This is a genomic window from Petralouisia sp. (genome assembly GCF_056822245.1).
Genome location: NZ_JBQIOP010000002.1, coordinates 126106 through 152181 on the forward strand (window position 1 = coordinate 126106; position 26076 = coordinate 152181).

General features: G+C 47.0%; 23 protein-coding genes and 2 tRNA genes. 22 read left to right on the forward strand and 3 right to left on the reverse strand.

Features of this window, described 5'->3' with window-relative positions:
• Nucleotides 1-23 precede the first annotated feature (23 nt).
• The 20 genes from ACTO17_RS01475 (at nt 24) to ACTO17_RS01570 (ending at nt 21433) form a co-directional block, all read left to right on the forward strand.
• Nucleotides 24-1013 carry a CotS family spore coat protein gene (locus tag ACTO17_RS01475; RefSeq protein ID WP_482556622.1) on the forward strand — a complete coding sequence of 330 codons (990 nt, stop codon included), beginning with the start codon at nt 24-26 and terminating at the stop codon, nt 1011-1013.
• Nucleotides 1014-1063: 50 nt separating this feature from the next.
• On the forward strand, nt 1064-2305 hold the full coding sequence (locus ACTO17_RS01480; protein ID WP_482556623.1) for a PEGA domain-containing protein: 1242 nt from the start codon (nt 1064-1066) through the stop codon (nt 2303-2305).
• 286 nt (nt 2306-2591) lie between these two features.
• Nucleotides 2592-4325 carry a phospho-sugar mutase gene (locus ACTO17_RS01485; RefSeq protein ID WP_172536768.1) on the forward strand — a complete coding sequence of 578 codons (1734 nt, stop codon included), beginning with the start codon at nt 2592-2594 and terminating at the stop codon, nt 4323-4325.
• Nucleotides 4326-4444: 119 nt separating this feature from the next.
• On the forward strand, nt 4445-4720 hold the full coding sequence (locus ACTO17_RS01490; protein ID WP_172536767.1) for an HU family DNA-binding protein: 276 nt from the start codon (nt 4445-4447) through the stop codon (nt 4718-4720).
• Between the two features lie 88 nt (nt 4721-4808).
• On the forward strand, nt 4809-5048 hold the full coding sequence (locus ACTO17_RS01495; protein WP_172536766.1) for an RNA-binding S4 domain-containing protein: 240 nt from the start codon (nt 4809-4811) through the stop codon (nt 5046-5048).
• A gap of 82 nt (nt 5049-5130) precedes the next feature.
• A complete protein-coding gene (gene yabP, locus ACTO17_RS01500) occupies nt 5131-5415 on the forward strand; it encodes a sporulation protein YabP (protein WP_172536765.1) in 285 nt (94 codons plus the stop codon).
• Nucleotides 5415-5888, forward strand: coding sequence for a spore cortex biosynthesis protein YabQ (yabQ, locus tag ACTO17_RS01505; protein WP_482556665.1), 474 nt, complete (start codon nt 5415-5417; stop codon nt 5886-5888). Before yabP ends, yabQ begins: the two co-directional genes overlap by 1 nt.
• A gap of 27 nt (nt 5889-5915) precedes the next feature.
• On the forward strand, nt 5916-6266 hold the full coding sequence (locus ACTO17_RS01510) for a septum formation initiator family protein (RefSeq protein ID WP_172536763.1): 351 nt from the start codon (nt 5916-5918) through the stop codon (nt 6264-6266).
• A 215-nt stretch (nt 6267-6481) separates the two neighbouring features.
• Nucleotides 6482-8332: a SpoIIE family protein phosphatase gene (locus ACTO17_RS01515; RefSeq protein WP_172536762.1), complete on the forward strand. Its 1851-nt coding sequence runs from the start codon at nt 6482-6484 to the stop codon at nt 8330-8332.
• Between the two features lie 67 nt (nt 8333-8399).
• Nucleotides 8400-9791 carry a tRNA lysidine(34) synthetase TilS gene (gene tilS, locus ACTO17_RS01520; protein ID WP_482556624.1) on the forward strand — a complete coding sequence of 464 codons (1392 nt, stop codon included), beginning with the start codon at nt 8400-8402 and terminating at the stop codon, nt 9789-9791.
• Entirely contained in the window at nt 9784-10323 is a 540-nt protein-coding gene (gene hpt, locus ACTO17_RS01525) for a hypoxanthine phosphoribosyltransferase (RefSeq protein ID WP_172536760.1), read from the forward strand. The genes tilS and hpt overlap by 8 nt, the downstream gene beginning before the upstream one ends.
• Before the next feature lie 67 nt (nt 10324-10390).
• Nucleotides 10391-12232: an ATP-dependent zinc metalloprotease FtsH gene (ftsH, locus tag ACTO17_RS01530; RefSeq protein WP_172536759.1), complete on the forward strand. Its 1842-nt coding sequence runs from the start codon at nt 10391-10393 to the stop codon at nt 12230-12232.
• Nucleotides 12233-12566: 334 nt separating this feature from the next.
• A complete protein-coding gene (locus ACTO17_RS01535; RefSeq protein WP_172536758.1) occupies nt 12567-14690 on the forward strand; it encodes a glycoside hydrolase family 13 protein in 2124 nt (707 codons plus the stop codon).
• 127 nt (nt 14691-14817) lie between these two features.
• A tRNA-Tyr gene (locus ACTO17_RS01540) sits at nt 14818-14899 on the forward strand.
• 23 nt (nt 14900-14922) lie between these two features.
• Nucleotides 14923-15006 (forward strand) — tRNA-Leu (locus tag ACTO17_RS01545).
• A 300-nt stretch (nt 15007-15306) separates the two neighbouring features.
• Nucleotides 15307-15564, forward strand: a complete 258-nt coding sequence (locus ACTO17_RS01550) for a hypothetical protein (protein ID WP_172539446.1) — start codon at nt 15307-15309, stop codon at nt 15562-15564.
• 212 nt (nt 15565-15776) lie between these two features.
• A complete protein-coding gene (locus ACTO17_RS01555) occupies nt 15777-17357 on the forward strand; it encodes an AAA family ATPase (protein WP_482556625.1) in 1581 nt (526 codons plus the stop codon).
• 39 nt (nt 17358-17396) lie between these two features.
• The gene (locus ACTO17_RS01560) at nt 17397-18296 is read left to right on the forward strand and encodes a hypothetical protein (RefSeq protein WP_482556626.1); all 900 of its coding nucleotides are present in this window, start codon (nt 17397-17399) and stop codon (nt 18294-18296) included.
• A 187-nt stretch (nt 18297-18483) separates the two neighbouring features.
• Nucleotides 18484-20445 carry a thioredoxin domain-containing protein gene (locus tag ACTO17_RS01565; RefSeq protein ID WP_482556627.1) on the forward strand — a complete coding sequence of 654 codons (1962 nt, stop codon included), beginning with the start codon at nt 18484-18486 and terminating at the stop codon, nt 20443-20445.
• 118 nt (nt 20446-20563) lie between these two features.
• A complete protein-coding gene (locus ACTO17_RS01570; protein ID WP_482556628.1) occupies nt 20564-21433 on the forward strand; it encodes a hypothetical protein in 870 nt (289 codons plus the stop codon).
• 31 nt (nt 21434-21464) lie between these two features.
• Here the strand turns inward: ACTO17_RS01570 and ACTO17_RS01575 are convergent, their stop codons facing one another.
• The 3 genes from ACTO17_RS01575 to ACTO17_RS01585 form a co-directional block, all read right to left on the reverse strand.
• The gene (locus ACTO17_RS01575; protein WP_482556629.1) at nt 21465-22826 is read right to left on the reverse strand and encodes an MATE family efflux transporter; all 1362 of its coding nucleotides are present in this window, start codon (nt 22824-22826) and stop codon (nt 21465-21467) included.
• 277 nt (nt 22827-23103) lie between these two features.
• Nucleotides 23104-23712 carry a dipicolinate synthase subunit B gene (locus ACTO17_RS01580; protein ID WP_482556630.1) on the reverse strand — a complete coding sequence of 203 codons (609 nt, stop codon included), beginning with the start codon at nt 23710-23712 and terminating at the stop codon, nt 23104-23106.
• A complete protein-coding gene (locus tag ACTO17_RS01585) occupies nt 23702-24574 on the reverse strand; it encodes a dipicolinate synthase subunit DpsA (RefSeq protein WP_482556631.1) in 873 nt (290 codons plus the stop codon). Before ACTO17_RS01585 ends, ACTO17_RS01580 begins: the two co-directional genes overlap by 11 nt.
• 184 nt (nt 24575-24758) lie before the next feature.
• Here ACTO17_RS01585 and ACTO17_RS01590 point away from each other — a divergent pair, with 184 nt between their 5' ends.
• On the forward strand, nt 24759-25508 hold the full coding sequence (locus ACTO17_RS01590) for a M48 family metallopeptidase (RefSeq protein WP_482556632.1): 750 nt from the start codon (nt 24759-24761) through the stop codon (nt 25506-25508).
• A gap of 134 nt (nt 25509-25642) precedes the next feature.
• On the forward strand, nt 25643-26014 hold the full coding sequence (locus ACTO17_RS01595; protein ID WP_482556633.1) for a DUF3783 domain-containing protein: 372 nt from the start codon (nt 25643-25645) through the stop codon (nt 26012-26014).
• Nucleotides 26015-26076: the final 62 nt, after the last annotated feature.

Below are 26076 nucleotides of genomic sequence, written 5' to 3' on the forward strand. Positions count from 1 at the left end.
AATATCATGGTGGAGGGGTTTATGTGTATAATCGAGAAAATCTGATTTTGGAACAATATCCTTTTGAAGTGAGGCAGACGGTAAAAGGAAGAGGCGCGCTGATTTGCGATACGGATAAGGGCCTGAAAATATTAAAAGAATATAAGGGCTCTGAAGGAAGGGCAGATTTCCTGTATGGTCTGCTGCAGTTTTTGAAGAATCATGGACAAGAACGGATTGATTGTATCGTAAAGACCGAGGACGCCAAAACCATAGCCAGAGATGTGGACGGAACTGCCTATATGGTAAGAGACTGGTATGAAGGCAGAGAATGCGATACCAAGAGCCGGGACGATATTTTAAAGTCCATCCGGCAGTTAGCCGATATACATAATGTTCTCAGGGAGTTTCCAAAGGAAATGCCAGAGTATCTCCAGGTAAGGGAGCATACCTTACTGGAAGAAAACGAAAGACATACGAGAGAATTGAAAAAAGTCCGCAATTTCATTTTTTCCAGGAAGAAAAAGACGGATTTTGAGATGGAATTTTTAAAAAGTTTTGATCAGTTTTACAAAGAAGCCATGGACGTGGTGAAGCTGCAGCAGCAGGAACTTAAGAGGGCAAAAGAAGAAGGCGTAAAAGAGGGCATTTACGGAATCTGCCACGGAGACTACAATCAGCACAACGTACTGTTTTCCAGGCAGGGAATAGCAGTGCTGAATTTTGAAAAAGCCTCTTATGATATCCAGGTGTCGGATCTTGGTAATTTTATGCGCAAAATTATGGAAAAGCATAACTGGAATATGGGCCTGGGCATGGATATGCTGAACGCATACCATAAAGTCAGGGCTTTAAGTGAACAGGAGATGAAGCAGCTCTATATCCGGCTTGCGTATCCGGAAAAATTCTGGAAAATTGCAAATCATTATTTTAACGCCAGTAAAGCCTGGGTGTGCGGGAGGAATCTGGAAAAGCTGGAGAAATTCATTTCCCAGAACGAAGCCAGGGAGAATTTCCTGCATTTGATGTCTTAATACTGCAGAGAAGGAATGATTTTTCAAATACGCGCTAGGGAGGGATTAGGATGCAAAAGAGAAACAGACGTTTTGTATTTATAGCGGCATGTCTGATACTGCTGCTGGCCGGATGCGGAGGCCGGGGAGGAAAGATTACCGACGGCAGGGAGTCCCTGAAGGGAAAAGAGGACAGCTATATTGAGGAAGTGGAAATTCTGAAAGAAACGGATAAGCTGTATATCGTTACAGCCATTGATTCGGATCGGAGCGTTATCACGCTGCAGGACTGGGAAACCACAAGGGAAAAGCCGTTTAACTACACCGGCGCAACGTATTTTAAAGGAAAATACGGAGATAACCTGACCGTGAATCAGATTTCCGTGGGAGAACTGGTAACAGTGGAGCGAAGAGGGGAAACCCTTGTGAATGTTCAGATTTCCGATGAGGTATTTTCCTATGATGATCTGTATCATTTTACCCTGGATTTGTCCAAACAAACCCTGAGCGTAGGGGGAAGCACCTATTTTTTTGACGATAAAGTATCCGCTTATCACGGAAACAGCAAGATATCCCTGTCGGAAATCAGCGAACAGGACACCATCTGCCTGCGGGGAATTGACAAGCAGATTTATACCATTCAGGTGTTGGCAGGCCACGGAACCGTAGCCTTGAAAAACACCGATATTTTTCAGGGCGGCTACATCACCATTGGAAACATGATTTCCATGAAAATTGTTCCCCAGATGAGAATTGAAGTGGCAGAGGGCACCTATCTTCTGACGGTTGCCAACGACGGCTACGGCGGCAGCCGGGAAATTACCGTGGAAGCCAACCAGGAAACGGCTGTGGATTTGAATGAGCTGAAAGGGGAAGGCCCCAAATCCTGTCAAATTCAGTTTAAGGTGGAGCCTGCAAACACAGAAGTATATCTGGACGGCCAGAAAATCGACATCAGCAAAGCTGTGGAAGTCCGCTACGGCACCCACCGCCTGACTGCGAAAGCCGAAGGCTACGAAGAATGGAGCCGGACTCTGATTGTCAATTCCAAAACAGCGGAGCTTACCATTAAACTGACCGATAAAAGCTCAGATGAAACGATCTCCACCTCGAATCCGCCCGGCAATAATAATAGCAATAACAATAATAATAGTAATAACAATAATAATAGTAATAACAATAATAACAACAATAACAGAAACAATAATACCAACAAAAATAACAACACCAACAATAACAATAATAATAGTAATAACAACAATAACAATAACAGTAATAACAACGTAACCAGCGGAAATGCCGCCAGACGCTAAATCGAAAGAGATGCTGGCAGTATATTGGCTGCGCATGGAACTGCCGGATTGCCCTTTTACAACCAAACAGGGCAATCCGGCAGTTCCTGTGTGCAAAAAAAGAGACCCGTCCGGTGCGGAAACCAAAAATCTTCCGCCCAAAACCCGGAATTTTCCCCAAAAAACAGTTGAGAAATTCCCCCTCTTGAAGTATGATAAAAGCAGCAGATTTTCACCCATGCATGTTGCATGAAATCATCGCGGCCTGACCCGCCGCACTGCAGAAACAATAACGAGGAGGATTAAAATGGATTACAAAGAAATGTATCAGGAGTGGTTAAATAACCCATATTTTGATGAAGCCACAAAAGCAGAGTTAAAAGGAATTGCAGAAGATGAAAAAGAGATAGAAGAGCGTTTTTATATGGATCTGGAGTTCGGCACTGCAGGACTCCGCGGCGTGATTGGAGCAGGCACCAACCGGATGAATATCTATACGGTGCGAAAGGCAACCCAGGGATTGGCAAATTATATTGCGTCGGTAAACGGACAGGCCAAAGGAGTGGCAATCGCTTACGATTCCCGGAGAATGTCGCCGGAATTTGCAGATGAAGCGGCTCTTTGCCTGGCGGCAAACGGAATTAAAGCTTATGTGTTTGAATCCTTAAGGCCTACCCCTGAATTGTCTTATGCCGTTCGTAAGCTGGGATGTATTGCAGGAATCAATATTACCGCAAGCCACAATCCTCCCGAATATAACGGATATAAGGTATATTGGGAGGACGGCGCCCAGATTACCCCGCCCCACGACAAGGGAATTATGGATGAGGTGAAGAAAGTTACAGATTATGCCACCGTAAAGACCATGAATAAGGCCGAAGCAGAGCAGGCAGGACTTTACACTGTCATTGGCAGCGACATTGACGATCCGTATATTGAAGAGTTAAAGAGCCTGGTTCTGCGCCAGGATTGCATTGACGCCGTGGCAAAAGACATGAAGATCGTATATTCTCCGCTGCATGGAACCGGAAATATTCCGGTGCGCCGGGTGTTAAAGGAACTTGGATTTGAACATGTTTATGTGGTGCCGGAGCAGGAGCTGCCCGACGGCGAATTCCCCACGGTAAGCTACCCCAATCCGGAATCAGAAGAAGCGTTCCAGTTAGGCTTAAAGCTTGGCAAAGAAGTGGATGCAGATCTGATTCTTGCCACAGACCCGGACGCTGACCGTCTCGGCGTGTATGTGAAAGATTCCAAGACAGGAGAATACCACAGTCTTACCGGCAATATGTCAGGCTGTCTCATCGGTGATTATGTAATCAGCCAGAGAAAAGAAAAAGACGGACTTCCGGCAGACGGAGCCTTTGTGAAATCCATCGTTTCCACCAACATGGCAGATGCCATTGCAAAATATTACGGAATCGAATTGATTGAAGTGCTCACCGGATTCAAATTCATCGGCCAGAAAATCCTGGAATTTGAAAACACCGGAAAGGGAACCTATCTCTTCGGTATGGAAGAGAGCTATGGCTGCCTGACCGGCACTTACGCAAGGGACAAGGATGCAGTTGTGGCTTCCATGACCTTATGTGAAGCGGCTGCATATTACAAGACCAAGAACATGACCTTATGGGATGCCATGATTGCCATGTATGAGCGTTACGGATACTACAAAGATGATGTGAAGGCAATCACCTTAAAGGGAATCGAAGGATTAGAGAAGATTCAGGAGATTATGAATACTTTAAGGGAGAATACGCCGAAGGAAATCGGCGGATACCAGGTAGTGTCTGCAAGGGATTATAAGAAGGATACCATTCAGAATATGGCAGACGGCAAGGTAACGCCCACCGGGCTTCCCTCCTCCAATGTACTGTATTATGATTTGACAGAAGATGCATGGGTATGCGTCAGACCTTCCGGAACAGAACCGAAAGTGAAGTTCTATTATGGCGTAAAAGGGACTTCCCTGTCGGATGCAGATGAAAAATCTGAACAATTAGGGAAAGAAGTGCTTGCAATGATTGACAAAATGCTGTAAAACATATATAATCCTTAAATGTGTGGTTTAGGATATAAAGAAAAGAAATAAGACATTACTTTGACAGATATAGGGCCACAATAATTTAAACATATAGAATCCAGAGGAGGAATTTTGTCATGAACAAAGCAGAATTAATTGCAGCAATGTCTGAAAAAACGGAATTATCCAGAAAAGATGCAGAGAAAGCGCTGAAAGCTTTCACTGATGTAGTTACAGAAGAACTGAAAAAAGGAGAGAAAATTCAGTTGGTCGGCTTTGGAACTTTTGAAGTTTCTGAGCGTGCAGCAAGAACCGGAAGAAACCCGCAAAGCGGCAAAGAGATGGTAATTCCGGCTTCTAAAGCGCCGAAATTCAAGGCAGGAAAAGCGTTAAAAGACATGATTAATGCATAGTCAGTTTATGACATGGTTAAGGACTCTCTGAAACACACACAGAGAGTCCTTTTTTCTCTTTCTGTTTTTGGAAAGGAGTGAGAGAAACATGAGACTTGATAAATATTTAAAGGTTTCCCGTCTGATTAAACGGCGGACGGTGGCCAATGAAGCCTGCGACGCAGGCAGAGTGTCAGTCAATGGGAAAGTGGCAAAAGCCTCCCAGGACGTGAAAGCAGGCGATATCATTGAGATTGGATTCGGAACTAAGAATGTAAAGGTAGAAGTATTGGCAGTCCAGGACACCAGCAGGAAAGAAGAAGCCAAAGAATTATTCAAATATCTGTAATCCCAGGCATAAAATACAGCCTCCTTCATATATTTAAAAAGGACATCCATATGGTCCCGGAAATATGGAAGGAGGTTTTAATATGGAAGAAAGAGCGGCGGGCCACAGCCATAAGATTGTGATATCCAACCGGAAAAACGGGGTGTTGAACGGAGTCATTGACGTGCTTTCCTTTGATGTGGGAGAGATTCTTCTGGAAACGGAAATGGGAATGCTGATGATCAAAGGAAATGATCTTCACGTAAACCGCCTGACACTGGAAAAGGGAGAGATAGATATCGAAGGGAAAATCGACAGTTTTACCTATTCTGATGTAAAATCTTCCGCAAAACAGGGCGAATCTTTTCTGGGAAGACTGTTTAAGTGATGAAAGTGAGCCCGGAGATCTTAAAGGAAGCAGATGTATTGATGGCCTCTTTCTTTACTGGAATGATACTTCTGTTTGTGTACGATCTGCTTCGGATTATGCGGCGTCTGGTTTCCCATAAAAGCTGGGTGACAGGAGCGGAAGACCTGTTGTTCTGGATCGGGAGCGCGGTTGCGCTTTTTGCCATGCTGTATCGGGAAAACAGCGGCTACATCAGGGGATTTGTCATAGGCGGAGTTGTGGCGGGGATGGTGTTTTATAACTTGCTGTTAAGCCGGTGGGTGGTGAAAGGAAGCGTATTTTTGCTGGAAAAAATCCTGTTTCTGGTCAGCAGGCCCATGGTGTGGACAGCCCGTTTGCTGAAAGGCCCCCTGGGGCGTCTGAAAAAGATGCTGAAAAAAGTCTTACGGTTTTGGAAAAAACAATTGAAAAAACTATGGAAAGCAGTTAGAATAGGATTATGTAAATTATAGGAACATGGAACACAGAAAGGCAGTAGCATGGGAAAACGTGAGAGAGCGCGCAAATCCAGCGCAGAGAGAACCCGAATGCGGAGAAGAAGGAAGCAGAATAAGTCCAGCATGATATGCATCACGTTGATTGTGCTGACCTTAATCGGGGTGATGTCGGTTCAGATTACCTCGGTGTATGAGAGGAACCAATCTTACTTAGCCCAGGAAACGGAGCTGCAGTCCCAGTTGGAATCCGAAGAGCAGCGGAAGAAAGAACTGAAAGAATATAAGAAATACGTAAATACCAGAGAATACATAGAGCAGGTGGCCAAGACCAAATTAGGACTTGTATATTCCAATGAAATTATTTTCAAGGAGAGGAAATCCTCCGGAAAATAAACCATCATGAATCAGGAGATGAAGCATGATTGTGAATTTCCTAAAATGCTTAAGCCCCTTAGAATCGCCATAAGCAGTGGTTCTAAGGGGCTTTTTGTCTAAAAGTTTTTGAAAACTCGTCCCGGGTTTGACAAACATTTCAGCCGCTTCTTTTTATAATAACTCCTGCACGTCCGGCAAAGAGGAAACAGCCGGATAAAAAAGGAGGACGAATCATGAAACAGACGAGATGGAAAGAAATCATATTATACGGAGTGGCTATGGCAGTGTCAAAGGGAGCGTTTGCCGGGTGTTATCCATTGATACCGGGATTTTTTGCAGCCTGTTATCTGGAGGAAGTCAACCGTACCCTGCTGCTGATTTTCAGCATGTTCGGAATGACGCTGTTTATCCCGGTGCAGGCCATGGCAAAATATATGACGGCGCTTTTTGTAACCGCTGCAGTGATCAAGCTGGTGGAGTGGGCCAACAAAAGCTGCCGTACTTACATCGGCGCAGGCGCAGCCGGGATTAGCGTGTTTCTTGTGACTCTGGCGGGAGAATTGCTGCAGGTAAGGAACCGGGCCATCGTATGGATGGGGCTTTTGGAATCTGTTCTGGTATTTGGAATGGTTCTGGCGCTGACGCCCCTGCTTCACCAGTTTTTAGAAGGGACGTTTTTTTCCTCCGGCGGCAGAAGAGAATCCGGTCAGATTGCGCCGGAACACGGAGAGAAGCTTGAGACTTACGCTAAATCCTTTAACGGGCTTTCCCAGATATTTTCCCAGATGGAAAGTTTTAAAAGCAGTTTTGAGCCGGAGGAAATGGGCAGAATGCAGCAGGAAATTGCCGGTAAAATCTGCATGTCCTGCGATCAGTGCGCCATTTGCTGGCAGGAGGAAAACAGCCCCATGTTCGAGGTGTTTTACCGTCTGTTCCATTCAATAGAAAAGCGGGGAGGGGCAAAGGAGGAAGTGAATCAGGAGCTGGCGGACTACTGCCCCTATTCTGACAGCATTATAGAAGAGGCGGTGGAAGTGTTTGAGAAGGCCAAGCTGAATCTGGCCTGGTATAACCGGCTGCTGGAAAACCGCGGAGTGATAGCGGAACAGTTAGACGCCATGGCCTACATTATGGAAGACTGCGCCAAAGAGTACAGAGACATCAGCCGTAAGGAGGGAAAACTGCTTGGGTCAGTGCGGTATAGGATGAAGGAGCGGGGAATTACCGCCAGGGAAATCCGCCTCTACGAGAGAAGAAACGGAAAGCTGTCACTGCAGATGCAGGCATGCTCCAAATGGGGAAACTGCGTATCGGTAAAGGAATTGGCCAAGGCGGTAAGCCAGGGACTGCATCGGGATATGGCCCCCGGAAAATACGTCCGGTCCATGGTTGGAAAGGAAGAAAGCTTCCTTACCTTTGAAGAAGATACGCTGTTTCACACCCTGCAGGGGGTGGCAAGGCTGACCAAAGACGACGCCCAGGTGTCCGGGGACAGTTTTTCCTTTCTGGAACTGGACGGAGGAGAATGCGTAATGGCATTGTCAGACGGGATGGGTTCCGGAATCCGTGCTTGTAAGGAAAGCGAAATGGTGATAGAGTTAATAGAGAAGTTTTTGGAAGCAGGGTTTCGGAAAGAGACAGCCATTCGGATGATGAATTCCGCCATGGTAATCCAGGGGGAAGAGGGAATTTTTTCCACAGTGGATCTGGCGTCGATGGACTTGTATACCGGGATGTGTGAGTTTTATAAAATCGGCGCAGCGGCTACCTTTATCAAACGGGGGGAAGCGGTGGAATGCATTTCCTCCGGAAGCCTTCCGGCCGGTATGTTCCATCAGCTTGAAATCGACAGAGCCAGCCGGCAGCTCCAGAACGGAGATTTCGTAATTCAGGTGACAGACGGCGTACTGGATGATCTGCACGTTCCGGAGCCGGAAGAGGCGTTTCGGGAAATTCTGGAGGGCATTCGGACGAATAATCCGGAGCAGATGGCAAAGCAGACGTTGGAGCAGATTTTATTATTTACGGCAGGAAAGGTGCCGGATGACATGACAGTGTTAGTCAGCGGAATCTGGGAAAAATAAGACATTGCGCCAAAAAGGTTTATTGACCTTTCAGAACGTAAGAGTATGGAAAAACAGGGAGAAACAGATGAGAAGGAAGATATCAGAATTTATGCAGAAGCATCATATGGCAGAAGAAGGGGACTGTATTCTGGCTGCCGTGTCCGGCGGGGCAGATTCCCTTTGCCTGCTGCTGATTCTGCTGAACTTGCAGCAGACCATGAAATTCCGGCTGTGCGCCGTACATGTGGAACATGGAATCCGGGGAGAGGGCAGCAGGGCGGACGCCCTTTTTGTGGAAAACTTCTGCAAAGAACATCAGGTGCCCTGCCGGGTGTTTCACTGCAATGCACTGGAATATTCCAGGAAGCATAAAATGACAGTGGAGGAGGGAGCAAGGAACTTGCGGTATGGATTTTTTGATCAGGCAGCCGGAGAATTCGGCGCAGATAAGATTGCAGTGGCCCATAACCGGAATGACTGTGCGGAAACCATGCTGTTCCATCTGGCCCGGGGAACCGGCCTTAAGGGGATGTGCGGCATTCTGCCGGTGCGGGGAAAGATTATCCGGCCTCTTTTGTGTGTGCAGCGGAGGGAAATTGAAGCGTATCTGGCGTCTGTCCGGCAGCCCTTCTGTATGGATAAGACCAATGAGGAACTGGACTATACCAGAAACAGGCTGCGCCGTCAGGTATTTCCCGTTCTGGAGGAAGTGAACAGCCAGGCGGTGGTCCATATGAATCAGGCGGCGGAGCTGTCGGCGGAAATTCTGGAGCTGATGGAGGATTTAACCAGAGAGGCCCGGAACAAATACGCCCAATGGGAAAAACAGGGCTGCCTTATTTTGGCAGAATTGGGAAAAGAGAGGCCGGTTCTGCAAAAATCCCTGCTGCATCTGATTCTGACAGAACTTGCGGGAGGCGGCAAAGATATTTCCAGCCTGCATGTGCAGAAGCTGCGGGAGCTTTTTGACAGACAGGTGGGAAGATGCCTGGATTTTCCTTATGATATAAGGGCAGAGCGTGTGTATCAGGGGATAATTCTGCGAAAATGCACCGGGGAAGAAGGGCGGAAACAGAATTTCCCGGAGCTTACCGCCCGGGGCTTCTGGCAGATTCCCGGGTATGGATATGAAATACGCACCCGATTAATAGAAAAAAATTTTCAAAATGAAGAAATTCCCAAAAAGATGTATACGAAATGGATGGATTATGATAAAATAAAAGGCACCATGCAATTAAGAACACGTCAGGAACAGGATTTTCTGGTGCTCGGCCCCGACGGCAGAAGAAAAAAACTGAAAAAATATTTCGTGGATGAGAAAATACCCAGACAGGAACGGGATCGCATTCTGCTTCTTGCAGACGGCAGCCATATTCTCTGGGTGATAGGATACCGCATCAGCGAAGAGATTAAAGTGACTGAACACACCAGAAGAATTCTTGAGATACAGGTAGATGGAGGAACGGCCTATGAGTGAAAAAATCCGTATATTAATATCAGAAGAAGAAGTGGAAAAAAGAATTTGTGAAATGGGAAAAGAGATTAGTGAATATTATAAAGGGGAGGAAGTTCATCTGGTCAGTGTCTTAAAAGGCGGCGTATTTTTTACCTGCCAGTTGGCGAAGAGGCTGTCAGTGCCGGTCTCCCTTGATTTTATGTCCGTGTCCAGTTATGGAAACGACACCAAATCCAGCGGCGTGGTGAAAGTCATCAAGGATCTGGACGAGGCGATTGAAGGGAAACATGTGCTGGTGGTGGAAGATATTGTGGATTCCGGCAGAACTTTGAGCTATTTACTGGAAAATTTGAAAAGCAGGAAGCCGAAGAGCCTGAGACTGTGCACGCTTTTGGATAAACCGGAGCGCCGGGTGACAGACGTGCATGTGGACTACACCGGATTTGCTATTCCGGATGAGTTCGTAGTGGGTTACGGCCTTGATTATATGCAGCATTACCGAAATCTTCCCTATGTGGGAGTCGTAGAATTAGAGGATGAGACAGCTAAATAAGCGGTCAGGTCCGAAACAGAATATCAGTAAAATTTGCAGACATTAAGAGAGGAGGGCATAAGAGAGTATGAATGCACAGAAACGCAACCGGGCATTTGGATTGTACATTGCAGTAATTTTAATCCTGGCATTGCTCTGGGTGCTGCGGGACAATTCTTCCGGTTTTGGACAGAATTCATTATATACTTATGCGCAGTTTGAACAGGATTTAAAAAGTGAAAATGTGGTGTCGGTGATTATTTCCCAGAACCGGGAAGTACCCACCGGCCAGGCAGATGTGACGCTGAAAGGAGATTCCGGCAGCGGCGGCGCCAGGGTTTTGTATGTGTCGGATATCAATACCCTGCAGGAGACCATGAAATCTTATGATTTTGCAGATTATGTGGTGAAGGAAATGCCGGAGGAAAACTGGCTGATTTCCATACTGCCCACATTGATTTTGTTTGCCGTGCTGTTTGTGTTTTATATTATGATGACCAATCATGCGTCGGCGGCTTCCGGCGGCGGAAATAAAATGATGAATTTCGGAAAAAGCCGGGCCAAAATGACTACTGATGAGAACAAGAAGGTGACGTTCGGAAGCGTTGCGGGACTGAAAGAAGAAAAAGAAGAATTAGAGGAACTGGTGGACTTCCTCCGGGCGCCCAGAAAATATACCAAACTGGGAGCAAGAATTCCCAAAGGAGTGCTTTTGGTGGGCCCTCCCGGAACCGGTAAAACACTTCTGGCAAAGGCGGTGGCAGGCGAGGCGGGAGTGCCTTTTTTCAGCATTTCCGGTTCAGATTTTGTGGAGATGTTTGTAGGTGTGGGAGCGTCCCGCGTCCGTGATTTGTTTGAAGACGCCAAGAAAAATGCGCCCTGTATTGTGTTTATCGACGAGATTGACGCAGTGGCAAGACGCAGAGGCACTGGAATGGGCGGCGGCCACGATGAAAGAGAACAGACATTGAATCAGCTTTTGGTGGAAATGGACGGCTTCGGCGTCAACGAGGGAATCATCGTAATGGCGGCTACCAACCGTGTGGATATTTTAGACCCTGCCATTATGCGTCCCGGCAGATTTGACCGGAAGGTTCATGTGGGAAGGCCGGACATCGGCGGAAGAGAAGAGATTTTAAAGGTGCATGCCCAAAACAAGCCGTTGGGCGATGATGTGGATTTAAAGCAGATTGCCCAGACCACTGCAGGTTTTACAGGTGCGGATCTGGAGAATCTTTTGAATGAAGCGGCAATCTATGCGGCGAAAGAGGACCGGGCCTATATCATACAGGGTGATATCCGCAAGTCATTTGTAAAAGTGGGAATCGGGTCTGAGAAGCGGAGCCGGATTATTACAGAGAAAGAAAAGCGGATTACTGCTTACCATGAGGCGGGCCATGCGATTCTGTTCCATGTGCTGCCGGATGTGGGGCCGGTGTATTCCGTGTCCATCATTCCTACGGGAATCGGCGCGGCAGGATATACCATGCCTCTGCCGGAACGTGAAGAGATGTTTAACACCAAGGGGCGGATGCTGCAGGAGATTATTGTGGATCTGGGCGGAAGAGTGGCGGAAGAACTGATTTTTGATGATATTACCACAGGCGCTTCCCAGGATATCAAGCAGGCCACCGGCGTGGCGAAAGCCATGGTAACGAAATACGGAATGTCAGAGCATGTGGGACTGATTAATTATGATAATGACGACGATGAAGTCTTTATCGGCAGAGATCTGGCTCACACCAGAGCTTACGGAGAGAATATTGCCGGAGTGATTGATCAGGAAATCAAGCGCATTATCGATGAGTGCTATCAGAAATCCAAAGATATTTTAATGGAACATGAGAAGATTCTTCACAAATGCGCAGATCTCCTTCTGGAGAAAGAAAAAATCAGCCGGGATGAGTTTGAAGCGCTGTTTGAAGGATGAATTGTGCAAAATGACGGTAAATCCCCCAGGGGATAGGAAAAAGGTACTGTGCAAAACATATAGAAACGGGCTGCAATTTTTCTGAAGTTTGTGCACACTTATTGGGAAAAATATGGTACTATAATTAACGTAAAAACCCCCCAATACATTATATAGTTTTTGCTATACCCCATAGTAAAAATACCTTCTCCTAAAAAGGCAGCCGTAACAAGCTGCCTTTTTAATTCACAGGAATATCACAGGAGGAATGTCAGCAGGGCTGACGGGCACTCATCACCGCGAGCAGGGAAAATGAGTCCTGTTCAAGCATCATAAAAAATTGAGAGGTCATGCCATGAGTAAATATTCGATTTATGAATTGAATCAGAGACAGCAGTATATGATGCAGATGCGTCCATTGCTGCGGAAACATGCGTTGTTTTCGGATGGAACCAGGGATTACAGAAATCCTCCGGAACCAGGTGAGAATGAGAAAGTGACATTGACATTCCGCACAGCCAAAAATAATGTGGATATTGTATGGCTGTGCACTGAATCAGGCAAGATTCCCATGGAAAAGCAGGAAACCCGGGGCGAATTTGATTATTACCGGACGGAAGTGGGGCTTGGGACGGCAGAATACCGTTATCATTTTGAAATAGCCACAGGAATGCTCCATTGCTATTATGATCGTATGGGCGTGACTCCCCAGGTGCGGCCGGAATATTCTTTTGTGATTGTGCCGGGATTTTCTACGCCGGACTGGGCCAAGGGAGCGGTTATGTATCAGATCCTGGTGGATCGGTTCTGTAACGGCGATCCTTCCAATGATGTGAAAACCAATGAATATTACTATATTAAAGTTTACAGTCAGCAGGTGGAGGACTGGGATAAATGTCCGGCAGATTTCGGCGTGGGAGAATTTTACGGTGGGGATTTGGCCGGTGTAATGAAGAAAATGGATTATTTGCAAAATCTGGGCGTGGAGGTGCTGTATTTTAATCCATTGTTTGTTTCGCCTTCCAACCATAAATATGACATTCAGGACTATGACTACATCGATCCTCATTACGGCGTTATTATCGAGGACGGCGGAGAAGAACTGCAGCCGGGGGAGACGGATAATGCCAGAGCCACCAGATATATCAAACGGGTTTCCAACGTTGAGAATCTGGAAGCCAGCAACGAGCTGTTCGCCTGCCTGGTGGCGGAAGCCCATAAGCGGGGAATGCGGGTGATTCTGGACGGTGTGTTTAATCACTGCGGCTCCTTCAATAAATGGCTGGACAGAGAGCTGATTTATGAAAAAGAAGTAGGTTATGCCACAGGAGCATTTATATCGGCAGACAGCCCTTACCGTGATTTTTTCCAGTTTCACGATGAAAACTGCTGGCCCTACAACCGCACCTATGACGGATGGTGGGGGCATGATACGCTGCCAAAGCTGAATTATGAGGGTTCCCAGGAATTGTATGATTATATTCTGGATATTGGCAGGAAATGGGTTTCCCCACCCTACAATGTGGACGGATGGCGCCTGGACGTAGCGGCAGACCTGGGGCATTCCATGGAATTCAACCACCAGTTCTGGCGGGATTTCCGCAAGGCAGTCAAGGAGGCGAATCCCCAGGCCATTGTACTGGCGGAGCATTACGGAGATCCGGTGGAGTGGCTGCGGGGCGACCAGTGGGATACGGTGATGAATTACGATGCCTTTATGGAGCCGCTGACCTGGTTTTTAACCGGAATGGAGAAGCACAGTGACGGATATCGGCAGGATATGCTGGGGAATTTCCAGAATTTTGAAGGGGCCATGAATTATTATATGACCCGTTTTATGACGCCGTCTCTGCAGTGCGCCATGAATGAGCTGTCTAATCATGATCATTCCAGATTTCTGACCCGCACCAACCATAAAGTGGGCCGCGTCAATAACCTGGGAAGCGCGGCGGCAGGGGAGGAAGTAAATAAGGGGGTTATGAAAGAAGCAGTTGTGGTTCAGATGACCTGGCCTGGGGCGCCTACCATTTATTACGGAGATGAAGCCGGAGTGGTGGGATTTACCGATCCGGATAACCGCAGGACGTATCCCTGGGGAAAAGAAGATCAGGAATTACTGGATTTCCACCGGGATATCATTCGGATACACAAGAGATATGACGCGCTGAAAACCGGTTCTCTGAAGTTTTTGGGCGGGGATTATCAGGTGATGTGCTATGGACGTTTTAACAGGCGGCAGCAGTTTATCATTATTATCAATAATGATTATGTGGAGCGGGAGATGGAGTGGAGAGTCTGGCCGGCAGGTCTGGAACGGGAGACCAGATTAGAACGGATTATGTTTACCCAGCCGGAGTCTTATTCTCTGGAATCTGTTATTTACGAGGTGCGAAACGGGCGGATGAAACTGTCTCTTCCCCCCAACTGCGCAGTGATTCTGAAAAATATCGGAAAAGGCGGCATGCAGTTGAATATATAATTATCTGAAATTTCCCACAGGCAATTAATTTGCTGCTAAAATAAAAAATGATCTTGCAAGGGGAAAAATCATATGCTATAATACAACATGGCTGAGGAAATCAGGGCATATGATTTTTTCCCATTATGGATGGATTCCCGAGTGGCCAAAGGGGGCAGACTGTAAATCTGTTGGCACCGCCTTCGAAGGTTCGAATCCTTCTCCATCCATTCTACTAATTGAATAATGTTATGCCGCAGTGGCGGAACTGGCAGACGCGCAGGACTTAAAATCCTGTGGTGGCGACATCGTACCGGTTCGATTCCGGTCTGCGGCATTTGTGTGAAGTGCTTTAAATCCTTATAAATTAAGGGTTTGGGGCATTTTTCTTTTTGGGAAGAAGAAAACATTAGATTAAATTCTCCGGAATAGTATAGTATTTAGTGAATAACGCAACTTTTCTGGCCGCAAAAATGGCTGCAACGCTTGATTCCACAAGCAAAATAATATATAATATCATAAATTGATGCATTGGCATAAAAACAGTACGTGGTGATTCCAATGGGAAAGTTATTTCCGTGATTAGAAAATGTGATTTCTAAATTATGTATTTTACAAAAAAAGGGTGGTGATACGGATGAAATCTTCTCCTTTGAGTATTATTGCGATTAAAACGATACTACTGAGCATTTTTGGACTATGTACACTTCCATTTTTAGCCATTATTGTGCAATATATAGATTCTGTCACTGGATTTAGTAAAGGGCAAGGTTATCATACAGAAAGTAGTGCATATATTTTCGAAACGCCTTTAATCTTTATTTTAGTTGTACTATGCATTAATATTTTATTGGGGGTTATATATTTGATTCATGTTCATGTTAAAGAAAAGTGAGGCGGAACGGTATGTAATGGGCCTGTCGGTGAATGCTGATTTTTAGGCTCTGAATTTTAAAATACGAATCTCTCATAGAAATCAGTGTTTTTCATAGCTGATCTTTTGTGGGGATTCGTATTTTTTCTTTTTGTACGGATGTTTTTGCTTGCCCCGGCATAGAGCCGATGATACAATAAAATCAACAGAGTTTCAAAAGGAGATGAAAAAGTATGGGAATTTATGTCAACCCGGGAAATATTCCGTTTCGGGAGTCCCGATGTTCCAGGATATATATTGACAAAAGTATGTTGATCGCAAAGGTAAATGCGGTGTGCAGAACGGAGAGAAAGTGTATATGCGTCAGCCGCCCGCGCCGTTTCGGCAAATCCATGGCCGCAAATATGCTGGCAGCCTACTATAGCTGCGGCTGTGATTCGGCAGAGCTGTTTGCGGGGTTAAAGATTGAGAAGGAACAGAGTTTTCAGGAGCATCTGAACCGTCATTATGTAATCAGGATTGATGTTCAGCGTTTTCTGGAATCGGAAAAAGAGCTGGATTCATTTATCGGAGATATGGAAAGAAGCGTGGTAGCGGAATTGCTCGAAGAGTTTTCGGAATACAAAGGGTTTGATTCAGACAGCCGGTTAAAAACTGCGCTTGACCAGATTTTTATTCAGTCCCAAAAGGGATTTATTTTTATTATTGATGAGTGGGACTGTGTGTTCCGGATTGCCAGAAACCGCAAAGAAATGCAGAAAGAATATCTGGATTTTTTGCGGGGGCTTTTTAAAGGAGCTGATTATACAGAACTGGTTTATATGACGGGTATCCTGCCCATTAAGAAATACGGGGAGCACTCTGCGATCAATATTTTTGATGAATATTCCATGATTTCTCCCAAAAATCTGGGAGAATATTTTGGCTTTACGGAAAAGGAAGTATATGATGCCTGCAGACAGCAGGGCATGGATTATGCAGAGGTGGAAAGATGGTATGACGGATACCGCGTGGGAAAATTCCATATCTATAATCCAAAATCTGTGGCGGATGCACTGACCTGGGAAGAAATTCAGAGTTACTGGACAGGGACGGAAACTTATGAGGCGCTGAAGGTTTATATAGATTTGAATTTTGACGGTCTGAAGGAGGCTGTTACGGCAATGTTGGGGAATGGCCGGTGTGTGATTGATCCTACCACATTTCAGAATGATATGACCACATTCCGGACCAGGGACGATGTGCTGACGCTTCTGGTGCATCTTGGCTATCTGACCTATGAGAAGGAGACCAGTCAGGTATTTATCCCCAATCGGGAGATTGAGCAGGAGTTTATGCGGGCGGTGAAAGTAGGGGGATGGGATGGCGTGATTCAGTCTTTGAACCGTTCACAGGAGCTTTTGGAAAGCACATGGGCGTTGGATGGGGCCGCAGTGGCAGAAGGGATGTCGGCCATTCACAGTGAGACTTCCTCTGTTTTAAAATATAATCAGGAAAGTTCACTTACCTCCGCGGTGCTTATGGCATATTACAGTGCGAAAATATATTATCTCAATCCCATTCTGGAGCTTCCGTCCGGGAAAGGCTTTGCAGACGTGGTTTACCTGCCGAAGCGGAATACAGAATATCCGGCGCTGGTAATTGAGCTGAAATGGGATAAGACGGCCAGCGGGGCAATCCGCCAGATCAAAGAGAAGAAATATGCATCCTGGATTGAGGGCTATGCTGGGGATATCCTTTTGGTGGGAATTAACTATGAAAAAGAAACGAAGGTTCATGAATGCATCATTGAAAAATATGTAAAAACGAATTAGCAATGGCCAATCCCATAAACTGCAGCGTGGGAGCTTACAATGAGAGGAAAGAAAATGGAAGAACGGGAACAAACGCAGACAAGTTTAAAGATACAGAAAACAGAGTGGATTTACAGCCAGATTCAAAAACAGCGGGAAGCAGAGGACGCACTGTTTGAACAAATCCGCCGGGAACAGGACGCATTGAACCGGCTGAACCAGTCCATTGAGAAAAATATGGAGCGGACCAAAGAGGCCAGGAAATATAACCGGGAATTTCAGGAGCATATGGACGCTCAGGTCTATGCCATGTATGGTATTACAGAAGATAAATTACAGGGGATTCAGGAATACCGGAATGCCTATTACCGGGGATGCGCTTTTTCCCTGTTTTTGCTGTCTGTGGTGTTGGTGGCATTGTGCGGCCTTCTCCACGGGTTTCAGTCACAGATATGTCTGTTTATGATTGCTTTTTCCGGAATCGAGGGAACTCTTCTGGCGCAGGAGAAAAAGAGAGGAAAAATTTTGGATACGATCTGCAAACTCCTGTATCTTCTCATGTTTCCCCTTATGATGGTGGTATTTATCTGTTTTGAACTGGGCTATCAGGAATATGATTTGATTCTTCCCTGGCTGTCAGTTTTTGGCATTTGCGTACTGGTGTTTGGCACTGCGGCTTATTTCTGTTACAATCCTTACCGGAAAGAAAAGAAAAAAGCGGGAGAAGCCAGAGATACGCTTCGGGAAATAGAAAGAACCGTCCAAAAAGAAGTGAAGAAGGATCAGAAATCCAGAGAAAAGTCCGAGAAACGGCAGAAAAAATTGCTGGGCCGGGAAGCGGCCAGACAGCAGAAGCAATTGGAAAAAGAGGAAAAACAGAGGCAGAAATTACTGGAAAAAGAGGAAGAACAGAGGCAGAAATTACTGGAAAAGGAAGAAAAGCAACAGCAGGAAGGGTGAAGCTGCTTAAAATGCTGTTACTCCGGCAGTTCTGTACGTATCATAAAACGTTTTCTGTATGGGAAAGCGTGTTTGAAAAATCCTTCCCGCCATTTTTTTACAGATTTTCCCAGTTTTGGAATGGGGCAAATAGCAGATATTATACCAGAGACATTTTGAATCTGAGGTGATAAAACTGAGAAATCATTTGAAAAATCAGACCAGCCCCTATCTTTTGCAGCACGCCGGGCATCCCATTGAATGGTATCCCTGGTGCGAGGAGGCTTTTGAGCGGGCAAAAAAAGAGGACAAACCGATCTTTTTAAGTATCGGCTACAGTACCTGCCACTGGTGCCATGTGATGGCCCATGAGAATTTTGAAGATGAAGAGGTGGCCGAAGAATTGAACCGCCATTTTATTTCTGTTAAGGTGGACCGGGAGGAACGGCCGGACATTGACAGCATTTATATGGCGGCATGTCTGTTGTTTACCGGAAGCGGCGGATGGCCGGTCAGCTTGTTTCTGACGCCGGAGCAGAAGCCTTTTTATGCCGGAACTTATTTCCCAAAGGAGACGGCATACGGCCGGATCGGGTTTTTAGATTTGCTGCGGGCCCTGCACAAACGCTGGGAGCAGGACAGGGAAAAGCTGGCGGAATCTGCAGAAGAACTGATTGGGCAGATGAATAAGGAACAGGATACGGCCAAATCCGGCCTTTCCTGGCAGCATTTATCCCTTCAGGCGGTGCGGCAGTTTAAAGGAAGCTTTGATGAAATTTACGGCGGGTTCGGCGGTGCGCCTAAATTTCCCATGGCTCACAATCTGATGTTTTTAATGGAATATTACCGGGTGAACCGGGACAGGCGGGCCCTGGAAATGGCGGAAAAAACCCTGGTGCAGATGTATCGGGGCGGGATGTTTGATCATATCGGCGGAGGATTTTCCAGATATTCCACCGATCCATATTTTCTGGTGCCTCATTTTGAAAAAATGCTGTATGACAATGCGCTGCTTCTGATGGCCTATACCCAGGCTTATTCTGTCACCGGAAAAGAAATTTACCGGGAAGTGGTCAGGAAAACCGCCCAGTATATTCAGCGTGAAATGACGGCTTCCGGCGGCGGCTTTTACTCTGCCCAGGACGCGGACAGCCAGGGAGAAGAGGGAAAATATTATGTATTTGCCTGTGAGGAGCTCACGTCCCTTCTGGGCAGTTCTGCCGGAAGGAAATTTAATGAGCATTTCAATATTACCAGGGAGGGAAATTTTGAGGGAAAAAGCATTCCCAACCGGCTGAATGCGGAAAATACAGAGGAAATCCTGTGCACCGGCGGAGAAGAAGAGTGCTCCCATACAGAGCCGGAAAGGCTTCTGTCTAAAGTATACGCATACCGGAAACAGAGGTATCAGCTGTTTTTGGACGACAAAATTCTCACTTCCTGGAATGGTCTGATGATAGGGGCTTTTGCCAGAATGTACCGGATGTTCGGACAGGAAAGTTATCTGCGCCAGGCAAAGGCGGCCTGCAGATTTTTGGAAAATCAGAAAAAAGGAGAAGATTCTTTATATGTAAGCTGCCGCAGAGGCCATTGTCAGGGCAAAGGATTTCTGGAAGATTATGCATTTTATGGGTTTGGTCTGATCGAGCTTTACGGCGCCTCATTGGAAAAGAAATACCTGGAACTGGCGGAGCATTACTGCAGCAGGGCCATAGAATTGTTTGCAGATAAGGAAAAGGGCGGTTTTTTTCTCTATGGAGCAGAGAATGAGCCTCTGGTTGCCCCTTCGAAAGAAACTTATGACGGGGCAGTTCCCAGCGGCAATTCCGTGATGGCTTATAACCTGGTAAAGCTGTGGCAGATTACCGGAAAAGAAGCCTGGCGGGAGCAGGCCGCCTGGCAGTTGGATTTCCTTTCCTATTATGCGGAGCAGTATCCGGCGGGACAGAGCTTTTCCCTGCTGGCGGCGCTTTTATACCAGAATCCCCCGGAGCATATCGTAGGCGTTCTGAAAGAAGAGAAGGATTTGAAGAAATTGCAGAAGCTGTATGGAAAAGATGCGGATATTGTGGTGTTTTGGGAAGAAAATGAAAAGTATGAGCGGATCAACAACCGGGCTACTTTGTATCTCTGCAAAGAGGGGAGCTGCAGGCCGCCGGTGAACTTGTAGAGGATGCTGCTGAAATAACGTATGTTATTTTTCAGGGACGCGATAGTTTTCCTCTTGAGAAAAAGCTGACAAAAACCTTCTCTCATGGTACAATGTCAGGGAAAGGCAGGAGGAACTTATGGTAGATAAAACGTTATTTATGGAAACGCTGCGCTCCGTACAGGAGATAGCAAAGGCTTCCCCGGAACCCATGAGCCGGGAGGAGATTCAGGAATATTTTAAGGATATGGAATTATCTTCCCAGCAGCAGGAAATGATTTACCAGTTTTTTCAGAAGCCTCTGGAGGATCAATCTAGTCAGTCCCCGGAGGGGAGCCTGGCGGGGAAAGCTGGACAGTCCCCGGAGGAGAGCCTGGCGGGGGAAGCTGGACAGTCCCCAGAGGGAAGTTTGCCGGGAAAATCCATGAAGGGAACTTCCCAATCCCCGGGCAGCGGAAAGAACGCAGTCCATTCCAGGCATTACCAGATGTATCTGAATGAGATTCATAACATTTCCGATTTATCCCGGGAAGGAATATCTGAGCTGTATCAGAAGCTCCTGGAAGGAGACCGTTTGGCGATTTCTGTTATCTCTGCCCAATGGCTGAAAAAGATTACAACCATTGCCAAAGCCTATGTGACAGGCCGTGCATTGGTGGAAGATTTGGTGCAGGAGGGGAATATGGGCCTTTTACTGGGGATGGAGCAATTACTGGGAGCAAAAAAGCAGCGTCCGGAGCTGTCTTTGGACAGTGACGCCATGGAACAGCAGTTGGAAACTTATGTCCGGGAGGCTATGGAGCAGTACCGTCTTGAAATGGAAGGAACGGATTACGGAGAAAGCGCCCTTCTGGCGAAAGTCAACCTGGTGTATGAAGCCAGAAAGGTGCTGGCAGAGGAGAACGGAACGATTCCGTCCATACGGGAATTAAGCGATTATACGAAAATTCCTGCCGGGGAAATCCGTGACATTATGGCATTGTCCCGGAAAAAGGGAGAACAGCCGTAAAAACACTTTTAGAGAAACGGTAGTTCTGTTTTCACCACCGAAATCTCTGCTGCCGGTACACAAGCAAAATTCCTCTGACGCACAGCTCCAGACACATGGCAAACCAGACGCCGGGCAGTCCCCAGCGCCCCACCAGGGCCACCGAAACTGTCAGCCTTACGCCCCAGATGCTTGCCAGGTTTAACAGGCAGGGAATCAGAGAGTCCCCTGCGCCCCGAAGAGCTCCGGAAGCCACAATGGAGGCGGCATAGAAGGGCTCTGCAAATAATTCAATCCGCAGCGCCAAAGATGCCAGGGTCTGTACCTGCAGATCCGGCGTCAGCATTCGGAAAATCCCAGGGCATATAAAATACATCAGAATTCCGGCAAGGGTCATAATGACACAGCCTAACAGGGTGGCCAGGTTGGAAAAACTTTTGGCCAGTGTTTTTTTGCCTGCGCCGATGCTCTGTCCCACCAGCGTAGTTGCAGCATTTGCAATTCCGTAGCCGGGCATGTAGCAGATACTTTCTGCCGTAACGGCAATGGAGTTGGCTGCCATGGCAACGGTGCCGAGAGGCGCAATAATGCGGGTGGAAAGAATCATTGCGCCGCAGATGGCAATATGCTCAAATCCCATAGGCAGCCCGATGGTTACCATACGGGATAAAATGTCTCTGCGGTAAGGACAGGGTTCTTTCTGGTTGATTCTGAGGCAGGGAGAACGAAAGCATACAGCCCATAGTTTGGCAAGGCAGATTACCGCAGTGGCCAGTGCAGTGCCCAAAGCGGCGCCGGGCACGCCCCAGAACCGGATCAACAGCATATTGAAAATTACATCCAGACCGCACATAGCCGCATCCAGAATGGCAGGCGTCCTCATATTTCCGCTGCATTGAAGCATGGAGCCGGCCAGGCTCTGCAGCTGAAAAGCCGGAAGGGAGCAGGAATAGATCAGAAAATAGACAGATGCATTCTGCCGGATGTCTGTTCCCGCCCCAAGCCATATAGGCAGGTGTTTGCTGATGAGGATTCCCGCAGCCATCAGGATTCCTGAAAAACACAGGGCGAAAATCAGCCCATGTTTTAAAATCAGCCGAGCTTCTTTTTCCTGGCCTGCTCCGATTTTCTGGGCGGCCTGCACCGAAAATCCGGTGGAGACTGCGCTGCACAAACCGTTTAACAGCCATGTGCTTGTGGAAACCACGCCGATAGCGGCCGATGCGCCGGCTCCCAGATTGCCCACCATGGCAGTGTCTATGTACTGCATCATAATGGAGGTAAGCTGCGCTAAAATTGCAGGCACGCTAAAACGCCAGACTACTGATAATTTCTGAGTCCGGCCGGGGTCCTGGTTCTGCCTCAGCAAAGAGGCAAGTAATTGTTCATTTGGCGTACTTTTTTTCATTTTCATAACAGTATTCAGAATATAGTAATGTCATTGTTTTTGCAATCGTTCCAGATATTTAACCGCCGGAGTAATACAGTATCATTATACATAATATGCCCCGGGAGTTCAATCGTTTTATAGGGCTTTTGGGATGTGGACAAAGAAATGAATGGGGCTGTCGGAAAACGGAATTTATACACAATATATAGTCGCAAGTTCTCAGAAGCCGGAGTAATATATATTGTGAAAAATTGCTGTTTCCCGACAGCCCCGTTCTTCTTTTATCGAAACATATCAATTATTATTTGGAAACCGCTCCATGGGGGCTTCGGATCACCGGCTGAATCTGTCTGCCTGTCAGGGCGCAGTCAATGGTTTCCGGCAGAAGCTCTGTAAAGGCCGTCATGGAGTTGGGCTTTGCCTGGTAGTCATCCTGGCCGAAGGGAACGAAATAAATGTTTTTGGTGTTTAAAAGGATGCCGATATTTTTCAGGTTCATGCCCAGAGCGTCATTGGTGGATAAAGAGAGCACCAGGGGCCGGTTGTTGCGCAGATGGGATTTGGCCGCCATCAGCACCGGTGTATCGGAAATGCCGTTTGCCAGCTTGGATAACGTATTTCCGGTGCAGGGGGCAATGACCAGAATATCCATCAGCCCTTTGGGGCCGATGGGCTCCGCTCCCGGTATGGTGGTAATCGGTTCTTTGCCGGTGATGGCCTTTGCCCGCTCCAGGAAAGAGGCGCTTGTGCCGAATCTGGAATCCAGATGGGAGGCGTTCAGGGAAAATACAGGCAGCAGGCTGGCTCCGGTTTTTTTCAGTTCTTCCAGTGCGGTAAAAATTTTTTCATAGGTGCAGAAGGAGCCGGTAAAGCCGATTCCAATGGATTTATCATGAAAATCATATGACATAATCTGTAATCCTTTCTATTATTTTTCCTGTGGCCTGCCCGGCGCTGACCGGAGAAAAACGGCCCGGAAGGCCCGGCAGCCGGAAATAAGGCAGCAGGTAATCCTCCGTAACAGTTCCGGGAAAGCCAAAGGGAGAGGATGCAATGTCAAAAATATGGCAGGAGCCGGGAAGTTCCCGAATCCATTCAGGCTCCAAAACAGCGGCGGGGATGGTGTTGATTACCAGGCTGCAGCGGGGCAGCACGGTGGAAAAATCTTCTTTTTGAATGGGGCAGATTCCCTTTTTTTCTGCCAAACCCTGTTTTTCCTGCTCCTGCTCCAACAGATAAATACTGCGGCACAGGGGATGAAACAGCGCGCCGATGGCAGAGCCGCAGCAGCCGTATCCCAGAAGAAGCGTCCGGGCCGAGGACAGGGAAAAGGGAGTATAGCGGATCACTTCGGATAAAAGTCCTTCAGCAGTGAGCCATGCATTTTCCCTGGCAAAAACAGGCGAGAGGGAGAATTGGAACACTTTGCAGCATTTCTGTTCTAATTCATGGATTTTCTCTTGGGAAAGGCTGTAAACAGCCAAAATCTGTCCGGGTTTTAAGGAGCTCCACAGCTCATCTGACAGGCAGGGCGGGTGCTGTTGGTCCGCCTGAAATAAATGGACGCCGTCTTTGGAAAAGGGGGTTGGCAGCAGAATGACTTCTGCCTGTGTCAGCGCCTGTGACAGCTCCTGCTCCAGAAGGATACCGGAATGATATGGGAAATCCGGGGTATGGAAGCAGGTTACGTGAAAGCCGCAGGAATGAAGGTATTCTGCTGTATAACATTGCCGCAGATCTCCGCCGAGGATTGCAATGGATGGTTTTGCCATATGCTTCCTCCAATTTACATTATCCTTACAATATATGAAGAAAAGAAAAAATGGTGTCTGGACCCGTTTTGACAGGAGTATGCAGAATAACTGCAGCGCCGGGTTTCTCTTGCAATTTACTTTGTCATTCCGTATAATGACAAAGTAAGAAAACAGTGAGGGTGACAGCATGGAAGCATATCAATTGACGCGAAGTAAACGAAAAAGCCTTTCTATCGTCATTGGAAAAGACGGGACCATACAGGTAAAGGCGCCGAACTGGCTGCCGAAATATAAGATCGATCAGTTTATTCAGCAAAAGGCAGACTGGATTCAGGAAAAACAAAGAGAACTTTCGCTGATAGAGCAGAAAAAACCGGCGCATACCTTCCGGGAGGGAGACTGTTTTCTGTTTCAGGGAGAAACGTACCGGCTGAGATTCCGTTCCCGGAACCGGCAGAAGGAGCAGTTGGACAGAGAGCAGACGGCCAGAGTGTACAAAGGGGTTGCGCTGGAAGAAAGAGAGAAGCTTATGTATCTGGAGTCGGATTTGGAGGAAGCGGAGGCTTCTCTTGTGGAACAGAGCATAGAGGAATGGTATCTTTTTCAGGCAAAGCAGATTTTTCCGGAACGGGTCAGCCAGTATTATCCATTGGTATCCAGGCAGGCGCAAAGCCAGGGAGCAGAAATTGGCTCTGTGAACCGTATTTCGATCCGCAGCCAGAAAACCCGTTGGGGAAGCTGCAGCAGCAAAGGAAATCTGAACTTTAACTGGCGGCTTGTGATGGCTCCCGCAGAAATTCTGGATTATGTGGTGGTACATGAATTGTGCCATCTGGCATATCTGAACCATTCCGGGCAGTTCTGGCAATTAGTGAGCAGTATTCTGCCCGACTGCAGAGAACGAAGAAGCTGGCTGAAAGCCAACGGACTGCTGCTGGAATGGAAGGATTAGCCGGCGGTGAATTTTATCTGTGAATACGGACAGAAATATATTACTCCGGCGGTTAAAATTCGTCGACATTTAACCGCCGGAGTAATAGAAGGCCGGAGTGGACAACCTATAGTTCGGAGTAAAGGAGAATCACATTGAAAGCAACCATTTTATTATTTCATTTTTCAGACAAAGACAGGAGAAATAAATTAACCCGGGCCCTGCTTCCCCTGCGGATAAAAATCAGGGAGGTTTCCAGGGAGGATTATCTGCAGCCAGTGGGATATCTGGCGGGAAAGAAAGACATTCCGCCTCTGGACGAGACGTATGACGGAGAAGAATTAGAGGGGGAAATGCTGCTGATGGCGGGGCTTTTGGGGCCTCAGATGGATCAGGTGTTAAAGGCTGTCCGCAAATCAGGGATCGGCCCGGTTCCCTATAAAGCGGTGCTGACTTCTGCGAATCAGTCCTGGAATGCGTTAAAACTTTTTCAGGAGATAAAATCGGAGCATGAGCAGATGATGTAAATTGCAGCTATCACGCTGCTATGAACGGGACTTGGTTTGTGCAGCTTAACAATATTACCAAA

Coding starts and splice junctions, on each gene's coding strand:
- ACTO17_RS01480 (WP_482556623.1), top strand. CDS start 1,064: ATGCAAAAGAGAAACAGACGTTTTGTATTTATAGCGGCATGTCTGATA.
- ACTO17_RS01485 (WP_172536768.1), top strand. CDS start 2,592: ATGGATTACAAAGAAATGTATCAGGAGTGGTTAAATAACCCATATTTT.
- ACTO17_RS01490 (WP_172536767.1), top strand. CDS start 4,445: ATGAACAAAGCAGAATTAATTGCAGCAATGTCTGAAAAAACGGAATTA.
- ACTO17_RS01495 (WP_172536766.1), top strand. CDS start 4,809: ATGAGACTTGATAAATATTTAAAGGTTTCCCGTCTGATTAAACGGCGG.
- yabP (WP_172536765.1), top strand. CDS start 5,131: ATGGAAGAAAGAGCGGCGGGCCACAGCCATAAGATTGTGATATCCAAC.
- yabQ (WP_482556665.1), top strand. CDS start 5,415: ATGAAAGTGAGCCCGGAGATCTTAAAGGAAGCAGATGTATTGATGGCC.
- ACTO17_RS01510 (WP_172536763.1), top strand. CDS start 5,916: ATGGGAAAACGTGAGAGAGCGCGCAAATCCAGCGCAGAGAGAACCCGA.
- ACTO17_RS01515 (WP_172536762.1), top strand. CDS start 6,482: ATGAAACAGACGAGATGGAAAGAAATCATATTATACGGAGTGGCTATG.
- tilS (WP_482556624.1), top strand. CDS start 8,400: ATGAGAAGGAAGATATCAGAATTTATGCAGAAGCATCATATGGCAGAA.
- hpt (WP_172536760.1), top strand. CDS start 9,784: ATGAGTGAAAAAATCCGTATATTAATATCAGAAGAAGAAGTGGAAAAA.
- ftsH (WP_172536759.1), top strand. CDS start 10,391: ATGAATGCACAGAAACGCAACCGGGCATTTGGATTGTACATTGCAGTA.
- ACTO17_RS01535 (WP_172536758.1), top strand. CDS start 12,567: ATGAGTAAATATTCGATTTATGAATTGAATCAGAGACAGCAGTATATG.
- ACTO17_RS01550 (WP_172539446.1), top strand. CDS start 15,307: ATGAAATCTTCTCCTTTGAGTATTATTGCGATTAAAACGATACTACTG.
- ACTO17_RS01555 (WP_482556625.1), top strand. CDS start 15,777: ATGGGAATTTATGTCAACCCGGGAAATATTCCGTTTCGGGAGTCCCGA.
- ACTO17_RS01560 (WP_482556626.1), top strand. CDS start 17,397: ATGAGAGGAAAGAAAATGGAAGAACGGGAACAAACGCAGACAAGTTTA.
- ACTO17_RS01570 (WP_482556628.1), top strand. CDS start 20,564: ATGGTAGATAAAACGTTATTTATGGAAACGCTGCGCTCCGTACAGGAG.
- ACTO17_RS01575 (WP_482556629.1), bottom strand. CDS start 22,826: ATGAAAATGAAAAAAAGTACGCCAAATGAACAATTACTTGCCTCTTTG.
- ACTO17_RS01580 (WP_482556630.1), bottom strand. CDS start 23,712: ATGTCATATGATTTTCATGATAAATCCATTGGAATCGGCTTTACCGGC.
- ACTO17_RS01585 (WP_482556631.1), bottom strand. CDS start 24,574: ATGGCAAAACCATCCATTGCAATCCTCGGCGGAGATCTGCGGCAATGT.